The sequence below is a fragment of the Streptomyces radicis genome (genome assembly GCF_003626575.1).
In the GTDB taxonomy this organism is placed as follows: Bacteria; Actinomycetota; Actinomycetes; order Streptomycetales; family Streptomycetaceae; genus Streptomyces; species Streptomyces radicis.
Genome location: NZ_RBDY01000005.1, coordinates 78,487 through 101,005, shown reverse-complemented (window position 1 = coordinate 101,005; position 22,519 = coordinate 78,487). Strand labels below are relative to the sequence as shown.

The following is a 22,519-nucleotide window of genomic DNA, read 5'->3' as shown; positions in this document are numbered from 1 at the left end:
GGGCCTCCCCCCGCGGTGGCGCGGGGGAGGCCAGGCGGGCGGCGTTCGCCCGGGGCGGCCTAACGCCCTGGGCGGATGCCACCGCCCGGGTTGCCCTCGCCGAACGGCCAGCGCAGCAGGGCGCCGAGCCCGCCCACCGGCACCTCGCGCGGGTCGCCGTCCGCCGGGGGCAGGGCGACGACGTCGGCGCCGTTGGCGGCGGCCGAGCGCAGCAGGGCGTCGTCGGCGCGGGCCGCGGCGGGCATGGTGGCGCCCAGGTACTGCGCGTCGGACTTCCGCACCGACACCTGGTCGGGCTCGTCGCCGACCCACACGTCGCGGTGCAGGTCGGGCCCGTCGGGCCGCATCAGGAGCGAGGAGATCCGGTGCTCGCGCGCGGCGTCCACCAGCGCGGGCAGCCCCTCGGCCGCGTCGATGCCGTCGCCCGCGATCGAACGCCCGGCGCGGAAGCGGTCGAGCGTCTCCTCGGCGCGGGACCTGGCCTGCTCGCTGCGGGCGCGTTCCACGTCCGCGTCGAGCCGGTTGTCCTTGGTCCCGGCCGCGCGCCCGCCGTGCTCGGACTCGACGGTGATCTCCCGCAGCGGCTCGGGCAGTCGCTCGTGCACCGAACGCCGCTCGCGCGGGTCACCGGCGAGCACGAGCAGCTCGGCGTGGGACGCCTCGGCGTCCGCGGCCAGGGTCTCGGCGATGCGGGCGGCGTTCTGCTCCCAGGTGTTCTCCACGGCGAACTGGAAGTGGCGCTCGGACCAGTCCGCCCTGCCGGTGCGGTGGATGGGCCACTGCCGGTCGCCTTCCACGTGCCCGGCGGGCCGCGGCCTGCCGTGGGTGCCGCGCAGCTGGAGGTCGGCGCCCCTGCGGTCGACGAACGCGACGAGGCACGTCGGCTCCCGCTCGCCGTAGTCGAGCAGCGGGGCGATGCGCGGCAGCGCGCCCCAGCTGGTCAGCGCCGGTGAGGGCGGCGGCACCGAGAGCGGCACCCGGAGCACCGTCTCGCCGTCCGTGGCGAACACGGCCTGCCCCGCGTCCTCGCGCGTGACACCGCTGAGCGTGTCGAACACCGCCCGGCAGGTCGCCTCGTCGGCCCCCGTCTCCGCCAGTCGCTCGCATGCGTCGCGCGCCTGGAGCTCCCGCACCGCCACGGCGTCCTCCGCGACGGCCGATGTGTCCATGTAGGCCGAGGCCCATGGCCCTGGCCGGTGCAGCAGCGGGTTGAGGAATCCCAGTTCCATGATCAGGCGTTGACCTTCCCGAACTCGCTCAGCATCGCCTCGTTGAAGTACCGCAGGTCGGCCGGCTTCCGGCTGGTGACCAGGGTGTTGAGGCCGTCCTTGTCGATGTGCACCTGCTCGTCGACCCAGTGGGCGCCCGCGTTGGCGAGGTCCGTCTCCAGGCTGGGCCACGAGGTCAGCGTCCTGCCGTCCACGACGTCGGCCTCGATCAGCGTCCAGGGCGCGTGACAGATCGCCGCGACCGGCTTGCCCGCGTCGAAGAAGCCGCGCACGAACGCGACGGCCCGCGGGTCGATGCGCAGCGCGTCGGGGTTGGCGACGCCGCCCGGCAGCACGAGGGCCTCGAAGTCGTCCACCGACACCTGGTCCACGGTGGCGTCCACCGGGAACGTCTTGGCGGGCGTCAGGTGGTCGAACGCCTGGATCTCGCCCGGCTCGGTGGAGATGAGCTGCGGGGTCTCGCCGGTCTCCGAGACCGCCTCCCAGGGCTCGGTGAGCTCGATCTGCTCCACGCCCTCGGGTGCCATCAGGAATGCGATACGCATGCGCTTCACCTCGTGTGTCAGGAAACTTCGTGTGCCGGGAAACTCTCGGCTCAGGCCCCGGGTAACCGGCGGGGCGCGGGCGGAAACCCGACGGCGCGGCGTTTCCCGTCGGACCCCGGCGGGAACCCGTGGGCGGTCATGAGCGCACGAGGTGGACACCGAGAGATCACGGTCGACGGCAGGCGCGTCGACGTGACCCGCCCCGGCAAGGAGCTGTTCCCCGAGGACGGCATCACCAAGGGCGACCTGGTCGACTACTACCGGTCGGTGGCGGGCCCGATGCTCAAGCACCTCAGGGGGCGGCCGCTGGCGATGGAGCGCTACCCCGACGGGTACCGCGGCAAGTCGTTCTTCCACAAGAAGGTGCCGCCGTACTTCCCCGACTGGATCCACCGCGAGCGGGTGCCCAAGGAGGGCGGCAGCCTCGACATGACGGTGTGCGACGACACGGCCACGCTGGCCTATCTCGCCAACCAGGCGTGCCTGACCCCGCACCTGTGGCTCAGCCGCGCGGACCACCTGGACCGCCCCGACCGGATGATCTTCGATCTCGACCCGCCGGACGAGGACTTCGCGCTGGTGCGCGAGACGGCGGGGGAGTTGCGCGAGCTGCTGGCCGAAATCGGCCTCAAACCACTGGTGATGACGACCGGCTCGCGCGGCGTGCACGTGCTGGTGCCGTTGGACGGCTCGGCGGACTTCGACACGGTGCGCGCGTTCGCGCGCGAGGTCGCGGAGGTGATGGCGGGGCGCCACCCGGACCGCCTGACGACGGAGGTCCGCAAGAACCGCCGCGGCGACCGCCTCTACCTGGATGTCCAGCGCAACGCGTTCGCCCAGACGTCCGTCGCCCCCTACGCGGTCAGGGCCCGCCCCCACGCGCCGGTGGCCACGCCGCTGGCGTGGGACGAGCTCGACGACGGCGTAGGGCCTCGCGACTTCACGCTCACGACGCTGCCTTCCCGCCTGGAGTCGCGCGGGGATCCGTGGCCGTCGCTCCATCGGATGCGGCGTTCCGCTCGGCGGGCGGAGCGGGAGTTGAGGAAGAGGGTTTGACGGCGGCTACGGGCTGGACGTCCTCCCGTTCGCCGTCGGCCGACCTCTGCTTTCGCGGTGGGTGCGGGTCAGAGCTTGGCACCTACGGGGGAGGGGGCGTCGGGTGACCGGCCGTCCCGGTCACCGGTCGATTTCGTTGTGGGCTGGGACCGTTCGCCGAACGGGCGCGGCCGCGTCCGTAGTTGGCGGCCGCCTGGCCGGTGGTCGGCTGAGGTAGCGCGCACCCTTCGGGCCTGCCCTGGCCGCCCGAAGCGTTTTCAAGCCTGGCGCACGTTGAGCTCAGGTAGCGGGCCGGTGCTTATCCGCGGCTTATACCGGGGCGGATGCTCTTTTCAAACGGGGCACGTTCTGTTCAACACGAAGTGTGCGCCGTTTCAAGAGAGACCCCGGCCTCGCGTAAGCGGGGCATAAAGCTCGGCGGGCCCGCTCCATAAGCTCACCGTGCGCGCGGTGAACGACGTAGGTGCCATCACTGACCCGCACCCACCACGAAACAGGCCAACCGGCCGACGGCGAGCGGGAGGGCGTCCAGCCGGTGGCCGCCGTCGCCAAGCCGCCCGCAGGGCACGTTTCCCCCTGGTCAGACCAAGTAAAAGGATTTATCACTTCACTACTTGAAGCCAAATCCCCGAGTAGAGCGCTCTCAAAAGAATCTGGTGTGATCTATTGACGCCTCAGGTGCTGAGCGGTTAACTCCCACGCACCACCGCCGGAACCGGTTCCGGAACCGGTGTCGGCGCTGCCGCCGTATGTCGCGAGGCAGCCAGGTCAGCGTGCCGGGGAGGCCGCCATGCGAGTCACCATCGCCGATGTCGCCCGTAACGCGGCGGTCAGCAAGACCACCGTCTCGCGCGTGCTCAACGGCAAGGGTGAGGTGGACTCCGAGACCGCGGACCGGGTCCGCGCCGTCATAGCCGAGCTCGGCTATGTGCCGAGCTCACGCGCCGTCGGCCTGGCCCGCGGCCACAGCCGCACCCTCGCCATGCTCGTCCCCTCGCTGACCTGGCCCTGGGTCGGCGAGGTGCTCCAGGGCGTCGCCGACACCGTCGAGGCGGCCGGGTACGGGCTGCTCCTCTTCACCTGCAACCGCGGTGAGGTGTCGATGGCCCAGTTCACCAGTCAGGTGTCCGCGCGCGCCTTCGACGGCGTGCTGGTCATCGAGCCGGAGAACACGCTGCGTTCCATCGCGGCCCTGCACCGCCAGGGCCTGCCCATGGTCCTGGTCGACGACCGCGGCCAGCGCCCCGACTTCCCCTCGGTCTCCACCACCAACGCCGAGGGTGCCGCCGCCGCGGCGTCCCACCTGCTCACCACCGGGCGCCGGGCCCCGCTCGTCATCACCGGGCCCCGGCACTTCGGCTGTGTCCAGGACCGGCTCACCGGCTTCGTCGGGGTGCTGCGCGAACACGGGGTCACCCAGCCCGTGTCGCGCGTGGCGGAGGGCGACTTCACCGTCCGCTGCGGCCAGACCGTCATCGAGCGCGCGCTCTCCGAGGGCGTCGCGTTCGACTCGGTCTTCGCGCACAACGACCTGAGCGCCACCGGCGCGCTCCACGCCCTGCGCTCGGCCGGGCGCAGGGTGCCCGACGACGTCGCCGTGATCGGGTTCGACGACATACCGATCGCCGCCTACACCGAGCCGCCTCTCACCACGGTCCGTCAGCCGATGCGGGCCATGGGGGTCGCGGCCGCCCGAAGGATGCTCGACCACCTCGGCGGAGTCGTTCCGCTCGAGGCGGGTCCGACCGTTCTGCCCACCGAGTTCGTCATCCGCCTCTCCGCCCCCGGATGACGGGTCCCCCCGCCGAGTTCGACCACACCGTTGTCCACGAGAACAGACCTTCTGGAGTTACCCCATGAGAGTCCGCGCGCGATCGCGCCGCACGTTGTTGACCGCAGGGAGTGCCCTGCTCAGCCTCGCGGTCCTGGCCGGCTGCTCCGGCTCGTCAGGGCCCGAGGGGCCGGGGAGCGGCGGCACCGGTGTGCTGAACGTCGGCATGCCCAACGGCCCCCAGGCCAACAACAGCAACCCCTTCCTCGACACCTCGGCCGGGGCCTCGCTCGGCTACCGGGCCATGATCTACGAGCCGCTGGCCATGACGAACGTCGTCGTGCCCGACTCGGAGCCCAAGCCGTGGCTGGCCTCGGCGTGGGAGTGGTCGGAGGACTACCGGCAGGTCTCGTTCACCATCCAGGACGGCCCGACCTGGTCGGACGACGAGGAGTTCAGCGCCGAGGACGTGGAGTTCACGTTCGATCTCCTGATGAACAATGACGCGCTCAACACGGCCGGGATCCCCTACGAGGAGGTCGTCCTCGAGGGCGACACCGTCACCATCTCGTTCGGCGCGTCGCAGTTCGTCAACCAGAACCGGATCCTGGACACGTACATCGTGCCCCAGCACATATGGTCCGAGGTCGGCGTGCCGGAGACGTTCGAGAACCAGGAGCCGGTCGGCACGGGCCCGTACGTGCTGGAGAGCTTCACCCCGCAGACGGTGACGCTGACCCGCCGCGACGCCTACTGGCAGGACCTCCCGGCCGTCGAGGAGCTGCGCTACACGTCGTACAACGACAACAACGCGCAGACCACCGCCCTGGCCAACGGCGACAGCGAGTGGTCGTTCGTCTTCATGCCGGACTATGAGAACGTCTTCATCAACCGGGACCCGGACAACCACAAGCTGTGGTTCCCCACGGGCCTCGGCATCCACGGCCTCTGGATCAACAACGAGCGCGAGCCGTTCGACGACCCCGAGCTGCGGCGCGCCATGGGCATGGTGATCGACCGCCAGGCCATCCACGAGCAGGCGCACGCGGGCCTCTACCCCGCCCTGGAGAACCCCACGGGCCTGCCGCTGCCCGCCGGTGAGTCGTTCCTGGCGCCCGAGTTCCAGGACGCGACCCAGGAGCGCGACGTGGACGGGGCCCGCGCGCTGCTCGAGGAGGCCGGGTACCAGTTCGACGGGAACACCCTCAACACCCCCGAGGGCGAGGCCGTTTCCCTGACCCTGATCGACCCCGCCGGCTGGTCCGACTACCTGACCGCCCTGTCGATCATCTCCGACAACCTGGCCGAGATCGGCATCGAGGCGACCGTCGAGACGCAGACCGTCGACGCCTGGACCAACGCCGTCAACGCCGGTGGCTTCGACGCCACGCTGCACTGGACCAACACCGGCGCCACCCCGTACGACATGTACCAGCACATCATGGACGGGGCGAACTACAAGCCGATCGGCGAGGCGTCCCCCGCGGGCAACTTCGGCCGCTTCCAGAGCGAGGAGGCCGACCAGGCCCTTCGCGACTACGCCGAGGCCACGGACGAGGAGACCCGCACCGAGGCCCTGTACACCCTCCAGCGCATCCTCGTCGACGAGGTGCCGATGATCCCGACCGTCGCGGGTCCGATCGGCGCCGAGTACAGCGAGAAGAACTGGGTCGGCTGGCCGACCGAGGAGGACCCGTACGCGGCTCCGCAGCCCACCCAGCGCGGCGCGCTCGACGTCGTGCTGAACCTCGAGCCGGCCAACGCGGCCGACTGACGCCGGCGCAGCCGGTTCCCCGCCCGCCCGCCCCCGCCGCACCTCATCCCCGCGCCTGCCGCGGCGGGGGCGGGCGCCCCTTCGCCGATCAACGGCCGATGTACGACAGGACTCCCGTCATGCCCGAAGGACCCGACGCGCCACCGCGCGACGACTCCACCCCACCCGACACCCCACCCGCCGCTCCACCCGGCAACGACGTCGTGCTGGAAGCCCGGGACCTCACCAAACACTTCCGCGTCCGACGCACCCTGCGCACCTTCGCCGATCGCGACCGGCCCGTGGTGCACGCCGTCGACGACGTGTCGCTCCGGCTGCGCCGCGGCACCGTCACGGCCGTGGTGGGTGAGTCGGGATCGGGCAAGTCCACGATCGCCCGGCTGCTCGCCCAGCTCTACCCCGCCACCTCGGGGGAGCTGCGCCTGCTCGGCGAGCCCGTGCGCGCCCCCAAGGGCCGCGCCTTCCGCGCCTACTGCCGCCAGGTGCAGCTGATCTTCCAGGACCCGTTCGGCTCCCTGAACCCCACGCACACCGTGCGCTACCACCTCACACGGGCGCTACGCATCCACGGCAGGGCGGGGCGCACGTCAGCCGATCTCGAGCAGGCGCTCGCCGAGCTGCTCTCCCGCGTGCACCTGACGCCGCCCGAGCGCTACCTGAACTCCTTCCCCCACGAGCTGTCGGGCGGCCAGCGCCAGCGCGTCGCCATCGCCCGCGCCATGGCCGCCGACCCCAAGGTGCTGCTGGCCGACGAGCCGGTGTCGATGCTCGACGTCTCCATCCGCCTCGGCATCCTCAACCTGCTGAGGGACCTCAAGGAGCGCCTCAACCTGGCGATCCTCTACATCACCCACGACATCGCGTCGGCCCGCTACTTCGCCGACGAGACGCTGGTGATGTACGCGGGCCGCATGGTCGAGGGCGGGGACAGCGAGACCGTCACCCAGCGCCCCGCCCACCCCTATACCCAGCTGCTGATCGGCTCCGCGCCCGACCCCGACCGGATCTCGGCCACCGGCAACGGCGACGGCACGGGCGGCGGCAGCGGCGCGGCGGAGGGCGCCGACGCCAGCGAGGGCCAGGAGACCGCGGGCGAGCCGCCCAGCCTGATCTCCCCGCCCCCGGGCTGCCGCTTCCACCCGCGCTGCCCGATGGCGATGGAGCGCTGCCGCACCGACGTGCCCCCGCGCTTCGACCTGCCCGAGGGCCAGTGGGCCGCCTGCTGGCTCTACGACGGCACGGAGCGGAGCGCGCCCGCCCCCCAGGAGGCGACGGCGTGAGGTATCTGCTGCAACGCCTCGGCTTCTACCTCTTCAGCGCCTGGGCGGCCATCACCATCAACTTCTTCATCCCCCGCATGATGCCGGGCGACCCGGTGCAGGCGCTGATCACCCGCTACCAGGGCCAGCTCAGCACCCAGGCCATCGACTCGCTGCGCACCCTCTTCGGCCTCGACCAGGAGGCGTCGCTGTGGAGCCAGTACCTCGACTACTGGGGCAACCTGTTCAGCGGCGACCTGGGGACCTCGTTCACCTACTTCCCCACCGGCGTCTCCGACATCATCAGCCAGTCCATGCCGTGGACGCTGACCCTCATGGGCATCACCACCGTCCTCAGCTTCCTGCTCGGCACCGGCATCGGCGTCTACGCGGGCTGGCGGCGCGGCTCGTGGCTCGACAGCATGCTGCCGGTCACGACGTTCATCTCGGCCATCCCGTACTTCTGGCTCGGCCTGATCGCCATCGCCCTCTTCGCCGTGCAGTGGCCGATCTTCCCGGCGTCGGGCGCCTATGACAACGGCCTGCTGCCCGGCTGGGACTGGGAGTTCATCTCCAGCGCGATCTACCACGGAACGCTGCCCGGCGTCACCATCGTCATCAGCGCCATCGCCGGCTGGATCCTCGGCATGCGCAACATGATGGTGTCCGTCTCCGCCGAGGACTACGTCCTGGTGGCGCACGCCAAGGGCCTGCCCGAGCGCCGCGTGATGTTCTCCTACGCCGCCCGCAACGCCATCCTCCCCAACATCTCCAACTTCGCGCTCTCCCTCGGCTTCATCGTCGGCGGAACGCTGCTGGTCGAGATGGTCTTCTCCTACCCGGGCATCGGCTATGTCCTCTTCCAGGGCGTCAGCGCCAAGGACTACCCGCTGATGCAGGGCGTCTTCCTCTTCGTCACCCTCGCGGTGCTCGCCGCCAACCTGGTGGCCGACCTCGTGTACCTGCTCCTCGACCCACGCACCCGACGGGAGGCGTAGCGCCATGGCACTCCAAGCCACAGACACCGCCGTCGCCGCGGGCGAGAGCGCCGGGGGACCGCGCCGCGACCGGCTGCGCTTCCTGCGCAACGGCAAGACGCTCGTCGGCGTGGCCATCCTCGGCGTCTTCGTCCTGCTCGCGATCGCCGGCTCATGGCTGGCGCCCTACGACCCGTCGGCGCGCAGCGAGGAGCTGCTCCAACCGCCGTCCTGGGACCACCCGTTCGGCACCACGCAGACCGGCCAGGACATCTTCTCCCAGATCCTCGTGGGCACCAGGGGCGTGCTGGTCGTCGGCCTGCTCGCCGCCGTGATCGCCACCGTCCTCGGCGTCCTGATCGGGGTCACCGCCGGGTATCTCGGCGGCGTGGGCGACGAGGTGCTCTCGTCGCTCAGCAATGTGTTCCTCGTCATCCCAGGGCTGCCGCTGATCATCATCGTCACCAGCCAGCTCCCCGAGACCAACGACTTCACCATCGCGCTGGTCATCGGCCTCACGTCATGGGCCTGGGGCGCGCGCGTGCTGCGCGCGCAGACGCTGTCGCTGCGCGGCCGCGACTACGTCCAAGCGGCGCGCGCCACCGGCGAGTCCACGTGGCGCATCATCGTCTTCGAGCTGCTGCCCAACCTGACCCCGGTCATCGCGTCGGGCTTCATCGGCACCGTGATCTTCGCCGTGCTCTCGGAGATCACCCTGGCGTTCATAGGCGTCGCCGACATCTCCCACTGGAACTGGGGCACCGTGCTGTTCTGGGCCCAGTCCAACCAGGCGCTCGCCCAGGACGCCTGGTGGTGGTTCGTGCCCGCGGGCCTGTGCATCGCGCTGCTCGGCACCGCCCTCGCCCTCATCAACTTCGGCATCGACGAGTTCATCAACCCCCGGCTGCGTTCCGACGGGCGCGCCGACCGCAGGGTCAGGATGCGCGTCGGCTTCACGCCCGTCGTCCGCCCGGGCCACGGCGACGCCGAGGCCGAGGCGGCCCCGCGCCCGCCCGCCGCCACCGCGCCAGGGACCACCATCCGGAAGGACGACCGGCCGTGACAGCCTCGGTGACCAACCCAGCCGTTCTTGACATCAACGGCCTGTGCGTCGACTACGGCCTCGGGGACTCCGCCGTGCGCGCGGTGCGCGACGTCAGCCTGACCCTGCACCGCGGCGAGGTCCTCGGCCTGGCGGGGGAGTCGGGCAGCGGCAAGTCCACCCTCGCCTACGGCGTGACCCGGCTGCTCTCCCCGCCCGGCGTCGTCACCGGCGGCGAGGTGCGCTACCACCCGCGCGACGGCGGCTCCACCGACATCCTGTCGCTCTCGCCCGATCAGCTGCGCGCGTTCCGCTGGCAGGAGATCTCCCTGGTCTTCCAGGGCGCGATGAACTCCCTGAACCCCGTCCACACCGTGCTCTCGCAGCTCACCGACGTCCTCAAGGCGCACCGCCCGGGGATGAGCAGGGCCGAACGCATCGCGCGCGCCGAGGAGTTGCTGGCCCTGGTCGGGATCTCCGCCGACCGGCTCTCCAGCTACCCCCACCAGCTCTCCGGCGGCATGCGCCAGCGCGTGATGATCGCCATGGCGCTCGCGCTCGACCCCGAGATCGTCATCCTCGACGAGCCCACCACCGCGCTCGACGTGGTGATGCAGCGCCAGATCCTGCGGCAGCTCGCCAGGCTCCGCGAGGAGCTGGACTTCGCGGTCGTCTTCATCACCCACGACATCTCGCTGCTCATCGAGTTCTCCGACCGGATCGCCATCATGTACGGCGGCCGGATCGTCGAGCAGGCGAGGTCCAAGGAGATCTACGAGACCGCCCACCACCCCTACAGCGACGGTCTGCTGCACTCCTTCCCCGCGCTGCACGGCCCGCGCCGCGAGCTGTCCGGCATCCCCGGATCGCCCCCCGACCTCACGGCGATGCCCGCGGGGTGCGCGTTCCACCCGCGCTGCCCCAAGGCGTTCGAGCCCTGTGACCAGCGCGTTCCCGTGCTGCAACCCGTCGAGCCCGGCAGCGGCCGCACCGTCGCGTGCTGGCTGCACGCCGATCACTGACCAGGAGCGTCATCGTCATGACCGCCACCACCAGGCCGTCCGCCGTCGCGGCCGAGCCCCAGGCCATCCCCGGGCTGCCCCGCGACTTCCGCTGGGGCGTCGCCACGTCCTCGTACCAGATAGAGGGCGCGGTCGCCGAGGACGGCCGCAGCCCCTCCATCTGGGACACCTTCTGCCGCGTCCCGGGCGCCGTCGTCAACGGCGAGAACGGCGACGTCGCGTGCGACCACTACCACCGGTACACCGAGGACGTCGACCTCATCGCCGGGCTCGGCGTGGACGCCTACCGCTTCTCGCTGGCCTGGCCCCGCATCCAGCCGGGCGGCAGCGGCCCGGTCAACGCGCGTGGCATCGCGTTCTACGACCGCCTCGTCGACACCCTGCTCGACCGCGGCATCACCCCCTGGGTGACGCTGTACCACTGGGATCTGCCCCAGGAGTTGGAGGACGCGGGCGGCTGGCCCGCGCGGGACACCGCGCTGCGCTTCGCCGACTACGCCGATCTCGCCCATGACGCCCTGGGCGACCGGGTCGTGCACTGGACGACGTTGAACGAGCCCTGGTGCTCGGCGATGCTGGGCTACGACCAGGGCCTGCACGCCCCGGGGCGCAAGGACTTCGGCGCCGCGATGCACGCCGTGCACCACCTGCTGCTCGGCCATGGCCTCGCGGCCCGGCGGCTGCGCGCCAAGGGCGGCGTCGACCTGGACCTCGGCATCACCCTCAACATGGGCCACGCCGTCCCCGCGAGCGACTCCGAGGCCGACCTGGCGGCCACCCGCCGCGCCGACGGCCTGGCCGCCCGCGTCTACCTCGACCCGCTGGTGCGCGGCCACTACCCCGAGGACGTCGTCGAGCACCTGGCGTCGCGCGGCGTCACCCTGCCGGTCCAGGACGGCGACCTGGCGGCCATCTCCACGCCGTTGGACGTGCTGGGCGTCAACTACTACTCGAGCCACCGGTTCGCGGGCACGGCCGAGGACGGCTCCACCACCGACGCGGACGGCCAACCGGTCGTGCGCGCCGTGCCGTTCGGCAGGCCCGTCACCGCGATGGACTGGGAGATCGTGCCCGAGGGCCTGACCGCGCTGCTGGTCAGGCTGCACGAGGAGTACGGGCTGCCGCTCGTCGTCACGGAGAACGGTGCCGCGTTCGACGACGTCGCCGAGGCGGACGGCACCGTGCACGACGCCGACCGCACCGCGTACTTCGCCGAGCACCTGCGGGCGGTCGGCGCGGCCCGCGAGGCGGGCGCCGATGTGCGCGGCTACTTCGCCTGGTCGCTGTTCGACAACTTCGAGTGGGCCTACGGCTACGACAAGCGGTTCGGCATCGTCCGCGTCGACTACGACACCCAGCGCCGCACCGTGAAGGACAGCGGCGCCTGGTACCGCGACACGGTCCGCCTGACGCGCGGCCGCTGACCGCTTCTCCCCTGAAGGGAAGGGGGGCGCGGGCCTTGTGCCCGCGCCCCCCTTCCCCCGGGAGTCTCAGGGCTCGATCAGCCCGGCGCGGATCGCGTAACGCGTCAGCTCGAGGCGGTCGCGCATGCCCAGCTTGTGCAGGAGGTTCGCGCGGTGCCGCTGCACGGTCTTGACGCTGATGACGAGGGTGTCGGCGATGTCCTGCGACGAGTGCCCCTCGGCGACGAGCTTGAGCACCTCCTCCTCGCGGGGCGTCAGGACGCTGTCGGGGACCTCCTCGCCCGCGCGGGCGCGGTCGAGGTAGTTGCGGATCAGGGCCGTGACCGCACCGGGGTAGAGGAACGGCTCGCCCCGCATCACCGCGCGGCAGGCGGCGACCAGGTCGCGGTCGGCGACCGACTTGAGGACATAGCCGCAGGCGCCGACCTTGAGGGCCTGGAAGAAGTACTGCTCGTTGTCGTACATGCTCAGCATCAGGATGCGCAGATCCGGTCGCGACTGGGCGAGCTCGCGGGCGGCCTGGAGCCCGGTCATGCGCGGCATGGCGACGTCGAGGACGGCCAGGTCGGGGTGGTGGGCGCGGGCGGCCTCGACGGCCTCGGCGCCGTCGCCCGCCTCGGCCACGACGGTGAAGTCGGGCTCTCCCTCGAGGATGAGCCGCACGCCCCTGCGCACCAGCGCGTGGTCGTCGGCCAGGAGGACCCGCGTCGGGGCCGCGGTCGCGTCGGTCATGGGTCACACACTCCTTCCCGGGTCGGGAACGGTCAGCAGCACCCGGGTGCCGCCTTCGGGCCCTGGCGCGATGTCGAGGGTGGCGCCCACGAGCAGGGCGCGTTCGCGCATGCCCCGGATCCCGGCGCCCTCGGGGGCCGGGCCGACGCCGCGGCCGTTGTCGTCGATCCGCAGGACGACGGCGGGGCCGACGCGGTGCAGGGCGAGCGCGACGTGGTCGGCCCCCGCGTGGCGGGCGACGTTGGTCAGCCCCTCCTGCGCGACGCGGTAGATCACCAGCTCCACCTCGCGGTCCAGCGGCGGCAGCCCCGCCTCGACGCTCCGTGAGACCTTGGCCCCCGCGTGGGTCGTGAAGTCCGCGGCCAGGGACGCCAACGCCGCCGTGAGCCCCAGGTCCTCGAGCACCCCGGGGCGCAGGCGGCGGGCGACGCGGCGCACCTCGTCCAGGCTGTCGCGCGTGGTCTCCTGCGCGAGCAGCAGCTCGCCGCGCAGCGGCTCGGGCGCCTGGTCGGCGGCGCGCTTGAGGCCGAGCAGGACCGCGGTCAGGCTCTGGCCCACCTCGTCGTGCAGCTCGGCGGCGATGCGGCGCCGCTCGGCCTCCTGCGCGGAGAGCACCCGGGCGCTCGCGGTGGCCCGCTCGGCCTCGAGCCGCTCCAGCATGGCGTTGAACCCGCGGATCAACTCGGCCATCACGCCATGGTCCTCCACCGGCAGGCGCTGCCCGGGCCGCAGGAGGTCCACGGTGGACATCAGCCGGGTGAGCCGGTCGAGTGGCGCGAGGCCGATCCGCAGCAGGGCGGCGTTGGCGACCAGCAGCACGGCGAGGCCGGTCAGCAGGATGAGCGCCTCGGCCGCGAGCACCGGCACCGACACGGTCACGGGCGCCCACAGCAGCAGCGCGGTGGCCGTGCCGAGCACCACGGCGTTCAATCCGAAGATCCGCCAGAACAGGGACACCGGACGCCACGCCTCCTTCACCGTTGTCATTCTCTTCCCACCTCGTCGCCCACACCCCCAAGACTGCCTGGTCGCGGGCGCGCGGGTCGATGGGGGGCCCGGCCCATCCGCGGCGGCCGCACGGGCGCGGCGCCGCGCGCGTCTGCATCGCGCGACCCACCCGAAATGGGGTCGGCGACCGATGGCCCACGCCGCCGCGCCCGGCCACAGTGGCAGACGTGGGACACGTGCGCCGTGCGCCGGGTCACCCGCCCGGACCCTCCCCGCTCCGGCGAACCGCCGGGGCTCCTGTGTATCCGCCCCTCCGCGGGCGCCATCGACGAAGGGGTGCAGCCATGGACCACCGGCTCATCGGCGCGGACAACGCGGGCCTGCCCGGGGCCGAGCTGGCCGCGCTGCGCGAAAGCCTCGTCGAGCAGCGGGACTTCAGGCTGGCCCAGCTCGCGCAGCTCGCCGGACCCGGGGAGGCGGCCCCCTCGGGCGCCGCCTCACGGCGCGAGGTCCAGGTCGCCCTGCGCGCCTCCGCCCGCATGGTCCTCGCCGACGTCGAGGCCGCCATCGAACGCATGGACAACGGCTCCTACGGCGTCTGCCGACGCTGCGGGCACGCCATCGCGCTGCCCCGGCTCGTGATCGTTCCACAGGCCCGTTACTGCGCGCCCTGCCACCGGACGCGGGAGGTCGGCCGATGACCACGGGCGACGTTCCGCGCCGCGCCCTTGCGCGGCGCCGTCGAGGCCCTGCGCTCGGCCAGGCGCCACCCCGCGCTCACGCCGCCAGAGCCCTGGCCCGATCGCGTCGCCTGAAGCCCCGTCGCCTGAAGCCCCGTCCCCTGAAGCCCCGTCGCCCCACAGGAAGGAGAGGACCGTGTCGGACCCGATACCCCGCGCCGCGCCGCCGCCTCCCGTCCGCACCGACCCGTGGTGGCGGTGGCGGCGCAACCCGCTGCGTCGCCGCGGCGACGTGCTCCAGGCGTGGCTCGGGGTGCTGTTCGCCGTCGCGGTCGGCACCGCCACCCCGCTGGCCGGGCTCGCGGCGGGCGCGGCCGCCCATGACATCCTGACCACGCGCGCCGAACGGGAGGCCGACGCCGGGCGGCACGCCACGGCCGAGCTGCTCGAGGACGTCCCCGAGCCCGGAGCCTTCGAGGCCGGGACGACGACGTATCCGGCCGAGGTGCGGTACGCCGTGGGCGAGGGCACCGCGCGCACCGGCACCGCCGAGGTGGCCCCCGGGCTCACGGCGGGGGACCGGGTGACGGTGTGGACCGGCCGCGACGGGGCGATCGCCGAGCCACCGATGGACCCCGAGGAGATCCGCTACCGGTCGATCGGCTGGGGCGCCCTGGCGGGCAGCGTCGTCCTCGTCGCAGGGAAGGTCGTCCACGCCGTCGTCGTCCGCGCCATCGAACGCCGCCGCATCGCCGCCTGGGACGAGGCGTGGCGCCGCACGGCCACCCGCTGGACCCTGCCGTCCTGAGGCCGGGCTCTTCCGGTGATCCGCCGCCTCCGGTGATCCGCCGGTCAGGCGCTCTCCTCCGAGCGGTCGCCGCCCCAGAGGGTGTGGAACGAGCCCTCCCGGTCGGTCCGTTCATAGGTGTGCGCGCCGAAGTAGTCCCGCAGGCCCTGCACCAGCGCGGCGGGCAGCCGCCCCGCGCGCAGCGCGTCGTAGTACGCGAGCGCCGCGGAGACGCCGGGCGCGGGCACGCCCAACTCCGTTGCCTGCGCGACCACATGGCGCCACGCGTTCTGCGCCTCGTCCAGCGCCCGCCGGAACGTCGGGTCCGTCAGCAGCGTCACGGGGGCCCGGCCCCCGCCGTAGGCGGCGCGGATCTCGTCGAGGAAGCGCGCCCTGATGATGCAGCCGCCGCGCCAGATCGCGGCGACCGCGCCCCGGTCGATGTCCCAGCCGTACTGCTGGCTGCCGGTCTGGATCAGGTGCCAGCCCTGGGCGTAGGCGACGATCTTCGAGGCGTACAGCGCCTGTTCCACGTTGTCCGTGAACCGCCGCGCGTCGTCGGGGTGCAGCTCGGGCCGCGCCGGGCCCGGCAGCCCGGCCGCCGCCTCGCGCGGCTCGGCGTGGCCCGAGAGCGAGCGGGCGAAGACGGCCTCGGCGATGCCAGAGACGGGCACCCCCAGGTCGAGCGCGGTCCCCACGGTCCAGCGCCCGGTGCCCTTCTGCTCGGCCCGGTCGGCCACCACGTCGATGAACGGCCCTCCCGTGGCGGCGTCGGTGTGGGCCAGCACCTCGGCGGTGATCTGGATGAGATACGAGTCGAGCCGCCCTTCGTTCCAGCCGCGGAAGACGTCCGCGATCCGGGCGGGGGCGTACCCGGCGACCTCGCGGAGCAGGTCGTAGGACTCGGCGATGAGCTGCATGTCGGCGTACTCGATGCCGTTGTGCACCATCTTGACGAAGTGGCCCGCGCCGTCGGGGCCGATGTGGGTGCAGCACGGCTCGCCGTTCACCCGGGCGGCGATGCTCTCGAGCAGCGGGCCGAGCGCCTCGTAGGACTCGGGGGAGCCGCCCGGCATGATGCTCGGCCCGTGCAGCGCGCCCTCCTCGCCGCCCGAGATGCCGCAGCCGACGAAGTGCAGGCCGCGCTCCTTGAGCGCGGCCTCCCTGCGCCGGGTGTCCTGGAAGTGGGCGTTCCCGCCGTCCATGATCATGTCGCCGGGCTCGAGGAGCGGCGCGAACTCGTCGATCACCGCGTCGGTGGCGTGGCCCGCGTTGACCATGGTGACCAGGCGCCTCGGGCGTCGCAGCGCGGCGACCAGGTCGCGGGGCGACTCGGCGGGCACGAAGGCGCCCTCGCCGCCGAAATCCTCGATCATCCGCTGCATGCGCGACACCGTCCGGTTGTGCACGGCGACGGTGTGCCCGTGGCGGGCGAAGTTCCGGGCGAGGTTGCGGCCCATCACCCCGAGCCCGGTCACCCCGATGTGCGCCTCTTCCGCCATGTCGTCGGCCCCTTTCCTGTCCGCTCGTTCGACCCCCCGGGTGCCCCTCAGAACTCCTCGTGCACGTCCGGGTACCCGCCGAGCCGCCGCCGCGACTCCTCGAACGGCGCTTTCGTAGTGGTTTGGGCCAATTCGCCGGGGTAACCCGGGACCGCACGGCACCGCTTCCGAGAGGGAGAGACCATGACGCAGGCTGCGCGGTCGGGCACCGAGCGTGCCCGCAGGACCGCGGACGAGGCCAGGGGCCAGGCGCGCGCCGCGGCCACCGAGCTGCGGGGGCGCTTCGCCGCCGAGGCGGACGCCCAGGCCAGGGGCGTGGCGGGCGCCGTGCGCCGGTGGGCCGACGACATCGCGGGGCTCGCGGAGAACGCGCCGGGCGACTCGCCGGCCCGCGGCCTGGCCGCGCAGGCCGCCGACACCGGGCACCGCGCCGCCGACCAGCTCGACCAGCGCGGCGTCGACGGGCTGATGGACGAGCTGCGGGACTTCGCCCGCCGCCGCCCCGCCGCGTTCATCGGCGGCGCGGCCCTCGCGGGCTTCGCCGTGGGCCGCCTGGTCAGGGCGGGCCGGGCCGCGTCGGCCGACGCGCCTGGCGCCGCGGGGCGGGACGACGGCGCGGAGCCCGAGGGCGTCGAGCGCCCGGAGGTGTGACATGGCGACCACGCCGAAGGACACGCCGAGGGACATCGAGCGGCCGACGCCGCGCGACGGCTCCCTCAGGGGCGCGCTCGCCGGGGTCACGGCCGACACCCAACGCCTCTTCCGGCAGGAGATCGAGCTGGCCAAGGCCGAGGCGCGCCAGGAGGCCGCGTCGTCGGCCCTGGCCGCTGGCCTGTTCGGCGGCGCCGGGTTCGCCGCGTGCATGGTGGCCGTCTTCGGCTCGCTCGCGGGCGCGTCAGGGCTTGCCCGGGTGATGGACGGCGCCTTCGCGGCGCTCGTCGTCGCGGGCGCGTGGCTGGTCGTCGGCGCCGCGTTGTTCGGCATGGGCCGGGCCAGGGCCCGCGCGCTCTCCGCGCGGCCCGAACGCACACAGACCGGGAAGACGAGCGGGAAGACGAGCGGGAAGACCGGCGAGGAGGAAGCGCCATGGGCCTGACCCCCGACCGCATCAGGGCCGACATCGAGACCACCCGCGCCGAGCTGGCCGCCGACCTCGACGAGCTGGCGGCGCACGCGTCACCGCGCGAGGTGGCCCGCCGCGGCGGCGAGCAGCTGCGCGAGTCCGCGTCCCACCTCAGGGAGCGGATGAGCCACGCCCGCGAGGGCCGCGCCCCGCGCGCCCCCGGGCCAGGGGACCGCGGCTCGCGGGACCGCGGCCCGGGCAACCAACTGGCGGCGGGCGCCATCGCGTTCGGCGCGGGCCTGCTGGCCGCCGCGCTCGTCCCCGGCACCCGACCGGAGGAACGCGCCGCTGCCGAGCCGGTGCGCGAGGCCGCCATGGACGCGGCCCAGCGCCTGGGCAGGGACACCGGCGACACGGCGCGGCGGGCCGCCCGCCACGTCCGCGACGCCGGGGAAGGGCCCCGGGGCCCCGACGGCTGACCGCGCCCGCGCGCGACGAGACCGAGCCAAGGGCCGCCACGGCGGCCTCCGCAATCGACACCGGTCGAGCGCCCCGCCGGGTGACCCGGGTCCCCCGGCGGGAATCCTGGCGCAGACTGGTCCCATGGAGCTTCAGATCACCGCCACCGACCCCGCACACCCCGCGACGCTGCTCGACCTGCCGTGGGACGTCCCGCTGGCCGAGTGGCCGGAGAAGCACCTGGTCGCCCTGCCCCGCGGCATCTCCCGGCACGTCGTGCGCTTCGCGCGGGCGGGCAGCGAGGTCTTCGCGGTCAAGGAGGTCGGCGAGTGGGCGGCCGTCCGCGAGTACGCCCTGCTGCGCGACCTCGACCGGCTCGCCGTGCCCGCGGTCGACCCCGTCGCCGTGGTCACGGGGCGCGTCGACCCCGAGGGCGAGCCGCTCGAGCCGGTGCTCATCACCCGGCAGCTCAAGGGCTCGCTGCCCTACCGCTCCATGTTCGAGACGACGATGCGCCCCACCACGATCAAGCGGCTCCTCGACGCGTTGGCCGTGCTGCTGGTGCGCCTGCACCTCAGCGGCTTCGCGTGGGGCGACTGCTCGCTCTCCAACACCCTCTTCCGCCGCGACGCGGGCGCCTACGCCGCCTACCTGGTGGACGCCGAGACCGGCCAGATACAGCCCACGCTCTCCAGGGGCCAGCGCGACTACGACCTGGAGGTCGCCCAGGTCAACATCGTGGGCGAGCTCATGGACCTGGAGGCGGGCGGCTCGCTGCACCCCTCGGTCGACCCGGTCCCGTTCGGCCAGGAGATCGTCGAACGCTACGGCGACCTGTGGCACGAGCTGACCAGGACGTCCATCTACCCCCGCGACAAGCGCCACTACATCGACCACCGCATCAGGCGCCTCAACGAGCTGGGCTTCGACGTCGCCGAGATGCAGATCCAGCGCTCGCCCGACGGCGACGCCGTGACGTTCCTGCCCAAGGTCGTGGACGCGGGCCACCACCAGCGGCAGCTGCTGCGCCTCACCGGGCTCGACGCCGAGGAGAACCAGGCGCGCAGCCTGCTCAACGACCTGGAGACCTGGATGGCCACCCAGGAGGACTACGCCCCGGGCGACCCGCTCGGCGCCCGCCCCGAGGTGCTGGCCCACCGCTGGGTCCGCGACGTCTTCCGCCCCGCCGTCCGCGCCGTCCCGCGCGAGCTGCGCGACGGCATCGACACCGCGCAGATCTACCACGAGCTGCTCGAACACCGCTGGTACCTGTCCGAGCGCGCCCAGCGCGACGTCGGCATGGCGGCCACGGCCGAGGACTACATCCTCACGATCCTCCGCCCGCGCGCGGAGGCGGCCCCCCACGACGTACCGTGAGGTCATGCCCGAATTGCCGGATGTAGAGGACTATCGCCGCATTCTGGACTCCTGCGGCCGCGGCCGCCGCATCACCCGCGTCGACGTCGCCGACGCCGGGGTGCTGCGCGAAACGACCGCGCCCCGACTGCGCGACGCGCTCGAGGGCCGCCGCGTCGCCGCCCCCGAACGCCACGGCAAGTGGCTGGTCGCCCGCACCGACGGGCCCACCGCGCTGCTGCACTTCGGCATGACGGGCCGCCTGGTCTGCCAGGAGGCCACCGACCCGCCCGCGCGCCACGACCGCGTCACGTTCGTGCTCGACGGCGGCGCCCACCAGCTGCGCTACCGCGACCAGCGCAAGCTCAAGGGCATCTGGCTGGCCGAGAGCGAGTCCGACGTCGAACGCCTCATCGGCGACCAGGGCCCCGACGCCCTCGACGTCACCCCCGCCCGGCTCGACGAGCTGCTCGACGGGCGGCGCGGCCGGATCAAGAGCGTGCTCACCGACCAGACCGTCATCGCGGGCCTCGGCAACCTGCTGGCCGACGAGATCCTGTGGCGCGCCGGGATCCGCCCCGCGCGCCCCGCGAACGACCTCGACCGCGGCGAGCGGCGGGCGCTCGCCACGGCCATGCGCTCCGTCCTGCGCGCCTCGGTCAAGGAGGGGCGCGTCCCGGCCCGCCCCTCCTGGCTGACCGGGCACCGCGACGACCCCGACGCCGCCTGCCCCAAGGGCTGCGGGCCCATGCGGCGCGACCGCGTCTCGGGCCGCACCACCGCGTGGTGCCCCGACTGCCAGCGCGACCCCGCTCGTTGACCGGAGCCCGCGGCGTTCACCCGCGGCCGTTCACCAGCGGTCGTGCACCTGCGGCCTGATCCGCTCGTCGTACAGCGCCGCGATCGCCGAGAGCGTCGCCTCCGACAGCGGAGGAAGCTCCGCGGCCCGCGCGTTCGCCAGCGCCTGCTCCGGGGTGCGCGCCCCCGGGATGACCGTCGTCACGCCCGGCTGCTGGATGATCCAGCGCAGCGCCGTCGCCGAGGGCGTCGCGCCCTCGGGGGCCAGCTCGCCGAAGGCCGCCGCGGCCTCGACGCCGGTCGCGAAGTCCACGCCGGAGAACGTCTCGCCCTGGTCGAACGCCTCACCCTTGCGGTTGTACGTGCGGTGGTCGTCCGCGCCGAAGACCGTGTCCTCGGTGTAACGGCCCGACAGCAGCCCGGACGCGAGCGGCACCCGGGCGATGATCGCCACGCCCGCCTCGAGGGCCGCGGGCAGCACGCGCTCGAGCGGCTTGACGCGGAAGGGGTTCAGGATGATCTGCACGCTGGCCGTGCCGGGGCGGGCGATGGCCGTCAGCGCCTGCTCGCACGTCTCCACGCTGACGCCGTAGGCCGCGATCCGGCCCTCGGCGACCAGCGTGTCGAGGCCGTCGAACACCTCGTCGGACGCGAACACCGGGGTCGGCGGGCAGTGCAGCTGGACCAGGTCGAGCCGGTCCACGCCCAGGTTCTCGCGGGAACGGTCGGTCCACGCCCTGAAGTTGTCCAGCGTGTAGTTCTCCGGGGCCTGCTCGACGCGGCGGCCCATCTTGGTGGCCACCGTCAGCCCCGCGTCGGGGCGCTCGCGCAGGAACGCGCCGATCAGCCGCTCGCTGCGGCCGTCCCCGTAGACGTCCGCGGTGTCGAGGAACGTCACCCCCGCCTCGACGGCCCTCGTCAGGACGGCCAGCGCCTCGGGCTCGCCGACCTCGCCCCAGTCGGCGCCGAGCTGCCACGTGCCGAGGCCGACGACGGAGGCCGAGCGGCCCGTCCTGTGGAATGTCCGTTGCTCCATGGGGGGCATTCTGCCAGCGGCGACGCGCCGTATGCGCTGTTTGCCCAGGGGCGGGAGGGGAACTGGACGGCATGGCCTTCTTCGAGAGAGTTCCCCGCGCGACCGACGCCGCCGACGCCGCCACCACCGCGGCCACGTCACTCCTGCCCGACCCCGAGGGCCCGGGCCGGGTGCTGGCCGCCGTGGACCGGATCGAGGGCGCCCGGTGGGCCGACCCGTTGATCAAGCCGCTGCGCGGCGTGGTCCGCAGGCTGCCCCCGCCCACCCGCGACGTCCTCCACGGCAGATGGCTCGGCCACCCCGTGCACCCCGCGCTCGTGCAGGTGCCGTTGGGCACCTGGACATCGGCCGCCCTGCTCGACCTCATCCCCGGCAAGGGCAGGGGCGCGGGCGCGCTCATCGCCGTGGGCCTGGTCTCGGCCGCCCCCGCCGCCGTCGCGGGCCTGGCCGACTGGGCGGACCTGCGCAAGCCGCAGGCCAGGGTCGGCCTGGTGCACGCCGCGGCCAACTCGGCGGCCATCGCGTGCTACGCCGCCTCGCTCGTCGCCCGCCTCAGGGGCCGCCGCCTGCGCGGCCGCGCCCTGGGCTTCGCCGGGCTCACCTCCGCGACCGTCGGAGGCGCGCTCGGCGGCCACCTCGCCTACCGGCAGGCCGCGGGCGCGAACCACGCCGAGCAGGTCGCCGCCGTGGTCGAGCCAGGCTGGCACCTGCTGGGCTCGCTGAGCGAGTTCCCGGTGGGAACGCCCGTGGTGCGGGTCGTCAGCGGCGTTCCCGTCATGGTGCTGCGCGAGCCCGACGACGTGGTCAGGGTGATCGCCGACCGGTGCAGCCACATGGCGGGGCCGCTCTCCGAGGGCGAGATCGCCGACGGCTGTGTGACCTGCCCGTGGCACGGCAGCGTCTTCCGGCTGAGCGACGGCTGGAACATCAGGGGCCCGGCGACCGCCCCGCAGCCCGTCTTCGAGACGCGCGTCACCACGGGCCGGGTCATGGCCCGCCTCCCCGGGGAGACGAAGGAGCTCTGACCGCCGTACCGTGGGCCCCGGCCGGAAGCCGGTG

Annotated in this window: 22 protein-coding genes; 16 read left to right on the top strand and 6 right to left on the bottom strand. The window is 73.3% G+C overall.

What is annotated here, in order from left to right; translation table 11 throughout:
• Window positions 1-59: 59 nt before the first annotated feature.
• Together D7318_RS09860 and D7318_RS09855 are read right to left on the bottom strand one after the other, a co-directional pair.
• A complete protein-coding gene (locus D7318_RS09860) occupies window positions 60-1,229 on the bottom strand; it encodes a baeRF2 domain-containing protein (RefSeq protein ID WP_120696522.1) in 1,170 nt (389 codons plus the stop codon).
• 2 nt (window positions 1,230-1,231) lie between these two features.
• Window positions 1,232-1,774 carry a type 1 glutamine amidotransferase domain-containing protein gene (locus tag D7318_RS09855; protein WP_120696521.1) on the bottom strand — a complete coding sequence of 181 codons (543 nt, stop codon included), beginning with the start codon at window positions 1,772-1,774 and terminating at the stop codon, window positions 1,232-1,234.
• Between the two features lie 138 nt (window positions 1,775-1,912).
• On the opposite strand from D7318_RS09855, the gene ligD reads away from it, so the two are divergent.
• From ligD to D7318_RS09815, 8 genes are all read left to right on the top strand, one after another.
• Entirely contained in the window at window positions 1,913-2,830 is a 918-nt protein-coding gene (ligD, locus tag D7318_RS09850; protein WP_120696520.1) for a non-homologous end-joining DNA ligase, read from the top strand.
• A 790-nt stretch (window positions 2,831-3,620) separates the two neighbouring features.
• On the top strand, window positions 3,621-4,622 hold the full coding sequence (locus tag D7318_RS09845) for a LacI family DNA-binding transcriptional regulator (protein WP_120696519.1): 1,002 nt from the start codon (window positions 3,621-3,623) through the stop codon (window positions 4,620-4,622).
• A 64-nt stretch (window positions 4,623-4,686) separates the two neighbouring features.
• Window positions 4,687-6,375, top strand: a complete 1,689-nt coding sequence (locus D7318_RS09840) for an ABC transporter substrate-binding protein (RefSeq protein WP_120696518.1) — start codon at window positions 4,687-4,689, stop codon at window positions 6,373-6,375.
• Window positions 6,376-6,494: 119 nt separating this feature from the next.
• Complete coding sequence (locus D7318_RS09835; protein ID WP_120696517.1) at window positions 6,495-7,655, top strand: ABC transporter ATP-binding protein; 1,161 nt, start codon at window positions 6,495-6,497, stop codon at window positions 7,653-7,655.
• Complete coding sequence (locus tag D7318_RS09830; protein ID WP_120696516.1) at window positions 7,652-8,632, top strand: ABC transporter permease; 981 nt, start codon at window positions 7,652-7,654, stop codon at window positions 8,630-8,632. Before D7318_RS09835 ends, D7318_RS09830 begins: the two co-directional genes overlap by 4 nt.
• Window positions 8,633-8,636: 4 nt before the next feature.
• Window positions 8,637-9,674, top strand: coding sequence for an ABC transporter permease (locus D7318_RS09825; protein WP_120696515.1), 1,038 nt, complete (start codon window positions 8,637-8,639; stop codon window positions 9,672-9,674).
• The gene (locus tag D7318_RS09820; RefSeq protein WP_408055467.1) at window positions 9,671-10,675 is read left to right on the top strand and encodes an ABC transporter ATP-binding protein; all 1,005 of its coding nucleotides are present in this window, start codon (window positions 9,671-9,673) and stop codon (window positions 10,673-10,675) included. The genes D7318_RS09825 and D7318_RS09820 overlap by 4 nt, the downstream gene beginning before the upstream one ends.
• Before the next feature lie 17 nt (window positions 10,676-10,692).
• Window positions 10,693-12,099: a GH1 family beta-glucosidase gene (locus D7318_RS09815; protein WP_120696513.1), complete on the top strand. Its 1,407-nt coding sequence runs from the start codon at window positions 10,693-10,695 to the stop codon at window positions 12,097-12,099.
• 66 nt (window positions 12,100-12,165) lie between these two features.
• Here D7318_RS09815 and D7318_RS09810 read toward each other — a convergent pair whose 3' ends face one another.
• Window positions 12,166-12,831: a response regulator gene (locus D7318_RS09810; protein ID WP_120696512.1), complete on the bottom strand. Its 666-nt coding sequence runs from the start codon at window positions 12,829-12,831 to the stop codon at window positions 12,166-12,168.
• Window positions 12,832-12,834: 3 nt separating this feature from the next.
• Entirely contained in the window at window positions 12,835-13,818 is a 984-nt protein-coding gene (locus tag D7318_RS09805) for a HAMP domain-containing sensor histidine kinase (RefSeq protein ID WP_120696511.1), read from the bottom strand.
• 305 nt (window positions 13,819-14,123) lie between these two features.
• On the opposite strand from D7318_RS09805, the gene D7318_RS09800 reads away from it, so the two are divergent.
• Window positions 14,124-14,480 (top strand): TraR/DksA family transcriptional regulator, encoded by a 357-nt coding sequence (locus D7318_RS09800; RefSeq protein WP_120696510.1) that lies wholly within the window; start codon window positions 14,124-14,126, stop codon window positions 14,478-14,480.
• Window positions 14,481-14,655: 175 nt separating this feature from the next.
• Window positions 14,656-15,267, top strand: a complete 612-nt coding sequence (locus tag D7318_RS09795; protein ID WP_120696509.1) for an Rv1733c family protein — start codon at window positions 14,656-14,658, stop codon at window positions 15,265-15,267.
• A 44-nt stretch (window positions 15,268-15,311) separates the two neighbouring features.
• On the opposite strand, the gene gndA is transcribed toward D7318_RS09795, so the two are convergent.
• Entirely contained in the window at window positions 15,312-16,748 is a 1,437-nt protein-coding gene (gene gndA / locus D7318_RS09790; protein WP_120696508.1) for an NADP-dependent phosphogluconate dehydrogenase, read from the bottom strand.
• Window positions 16,749-16,931: 183 nt separating this feature from the next.
• Here gndA and D7318_RS09785 point away from each other — a divergent pair, with 183 nt between their 5' ends.
• The 5 genes from D7318_RS09785 to D7318_RS09765 all read left to right on the top strand — a co-directional run bounded on the left by D7318_RS09785 (window position 16,932) and on the right by D7318_RS09765 (window position 20,446).
• Window positions 16,932-17,399 (top strand): hypothetical protein, encoded by a 468-nt coding sequence (locus D7318_RS09785; RefSeq protein WP_120696507.1) that lies wholly within the window; start codon window positions 16,932-16,934, stop codon window positions 17,397-17,399.
• Between the two features lies 1 nt (window position 17,400).
• Window positions 17,401-17,844: a phage holin family protein gene (locus tag D7318_RS09780; protein ID WP_120696506.1), complete on the top strand. Its 444-nt coding sequence runs from the start codon at window positions 17,401-17,403 to the stop codon at window positions 17,842-17,844.
• On the top strand, window positions 17,835-18,290 hold the full coding sequence (locus tag D7318_RS09775) for a DUF3618 domain-containing protein (RefSeq protein WP_120696505.1): 456 nt from the start codon (window positions 17,835-17,837) through the stop codon (window positions 18,288-18,290). The genes D7318_RS09780 and D7318_RS09775 overlap by 10 nt, the downstream gene beginning before the upstream one ends.
• A 124-nt stretch (window positions 18,291-18,414) precedes the next feature.
• On the top strand, window positions 18,415-19,647 hold the full coding sequence (locus tag D7318_RS09770) for a DUF4032 domain-containing protein (protein WP_120696504.1): 1,233 nt from the start codon (window positions 18,415-18,417) through the stop codon (window positions 19,645-19,647).
• A gap of 4 nt (window positions 19,648-19,651) precedes the next feature.
• Window positions 19,652-20,446, top strand: coding sequence for an Fpg/Nei family DNA glycosylase (locus D7318_RS09765; protein WP_120696503.1), 795 nt, complete (start codon window positions 19,652-19,654; stop codon window positions 20,444-20,446).
• Window positions 20,447-20,476: 30 nt separating this feature from the next.
• Here the strand turns inward: D7318_RS09765 and D7318_RS09760 are convergent, their stop codons facing one another.
• Complete coding sequence (locus D7318_RS09760; RefSeq protein WP_183091341.1) at window positions 20,477-21,460, bottom strand: aldo/keto reductase; 984 nt, start codon at window positions 21,458-21,460, stop codon at window positions 20,477-20,479.
• A 71-nt stretch (window positions 21,461-21,531) separates the two neighbouring features.
• Here D7318_RS09760 and D7318_RS09755 point away from each other — a divergent pair, with 71 nt between their 5' ends.
• Window positions 21,532-22,485 carry a Rieske 2Fe-2S domain-containing protein gene (locus tag D7318_RS09755; RefSeq protein WP_120696501.1) on the top strand — a complete coding sequence of 318 codons (954 nt, stop codon included), beginning with the start codon at window positions 21,532-21,534 and terminating at the stop codon, window positions 22,483-22,485.
• Window positions 22,486-22,519 lie beyond the last annotated feature (34 nt).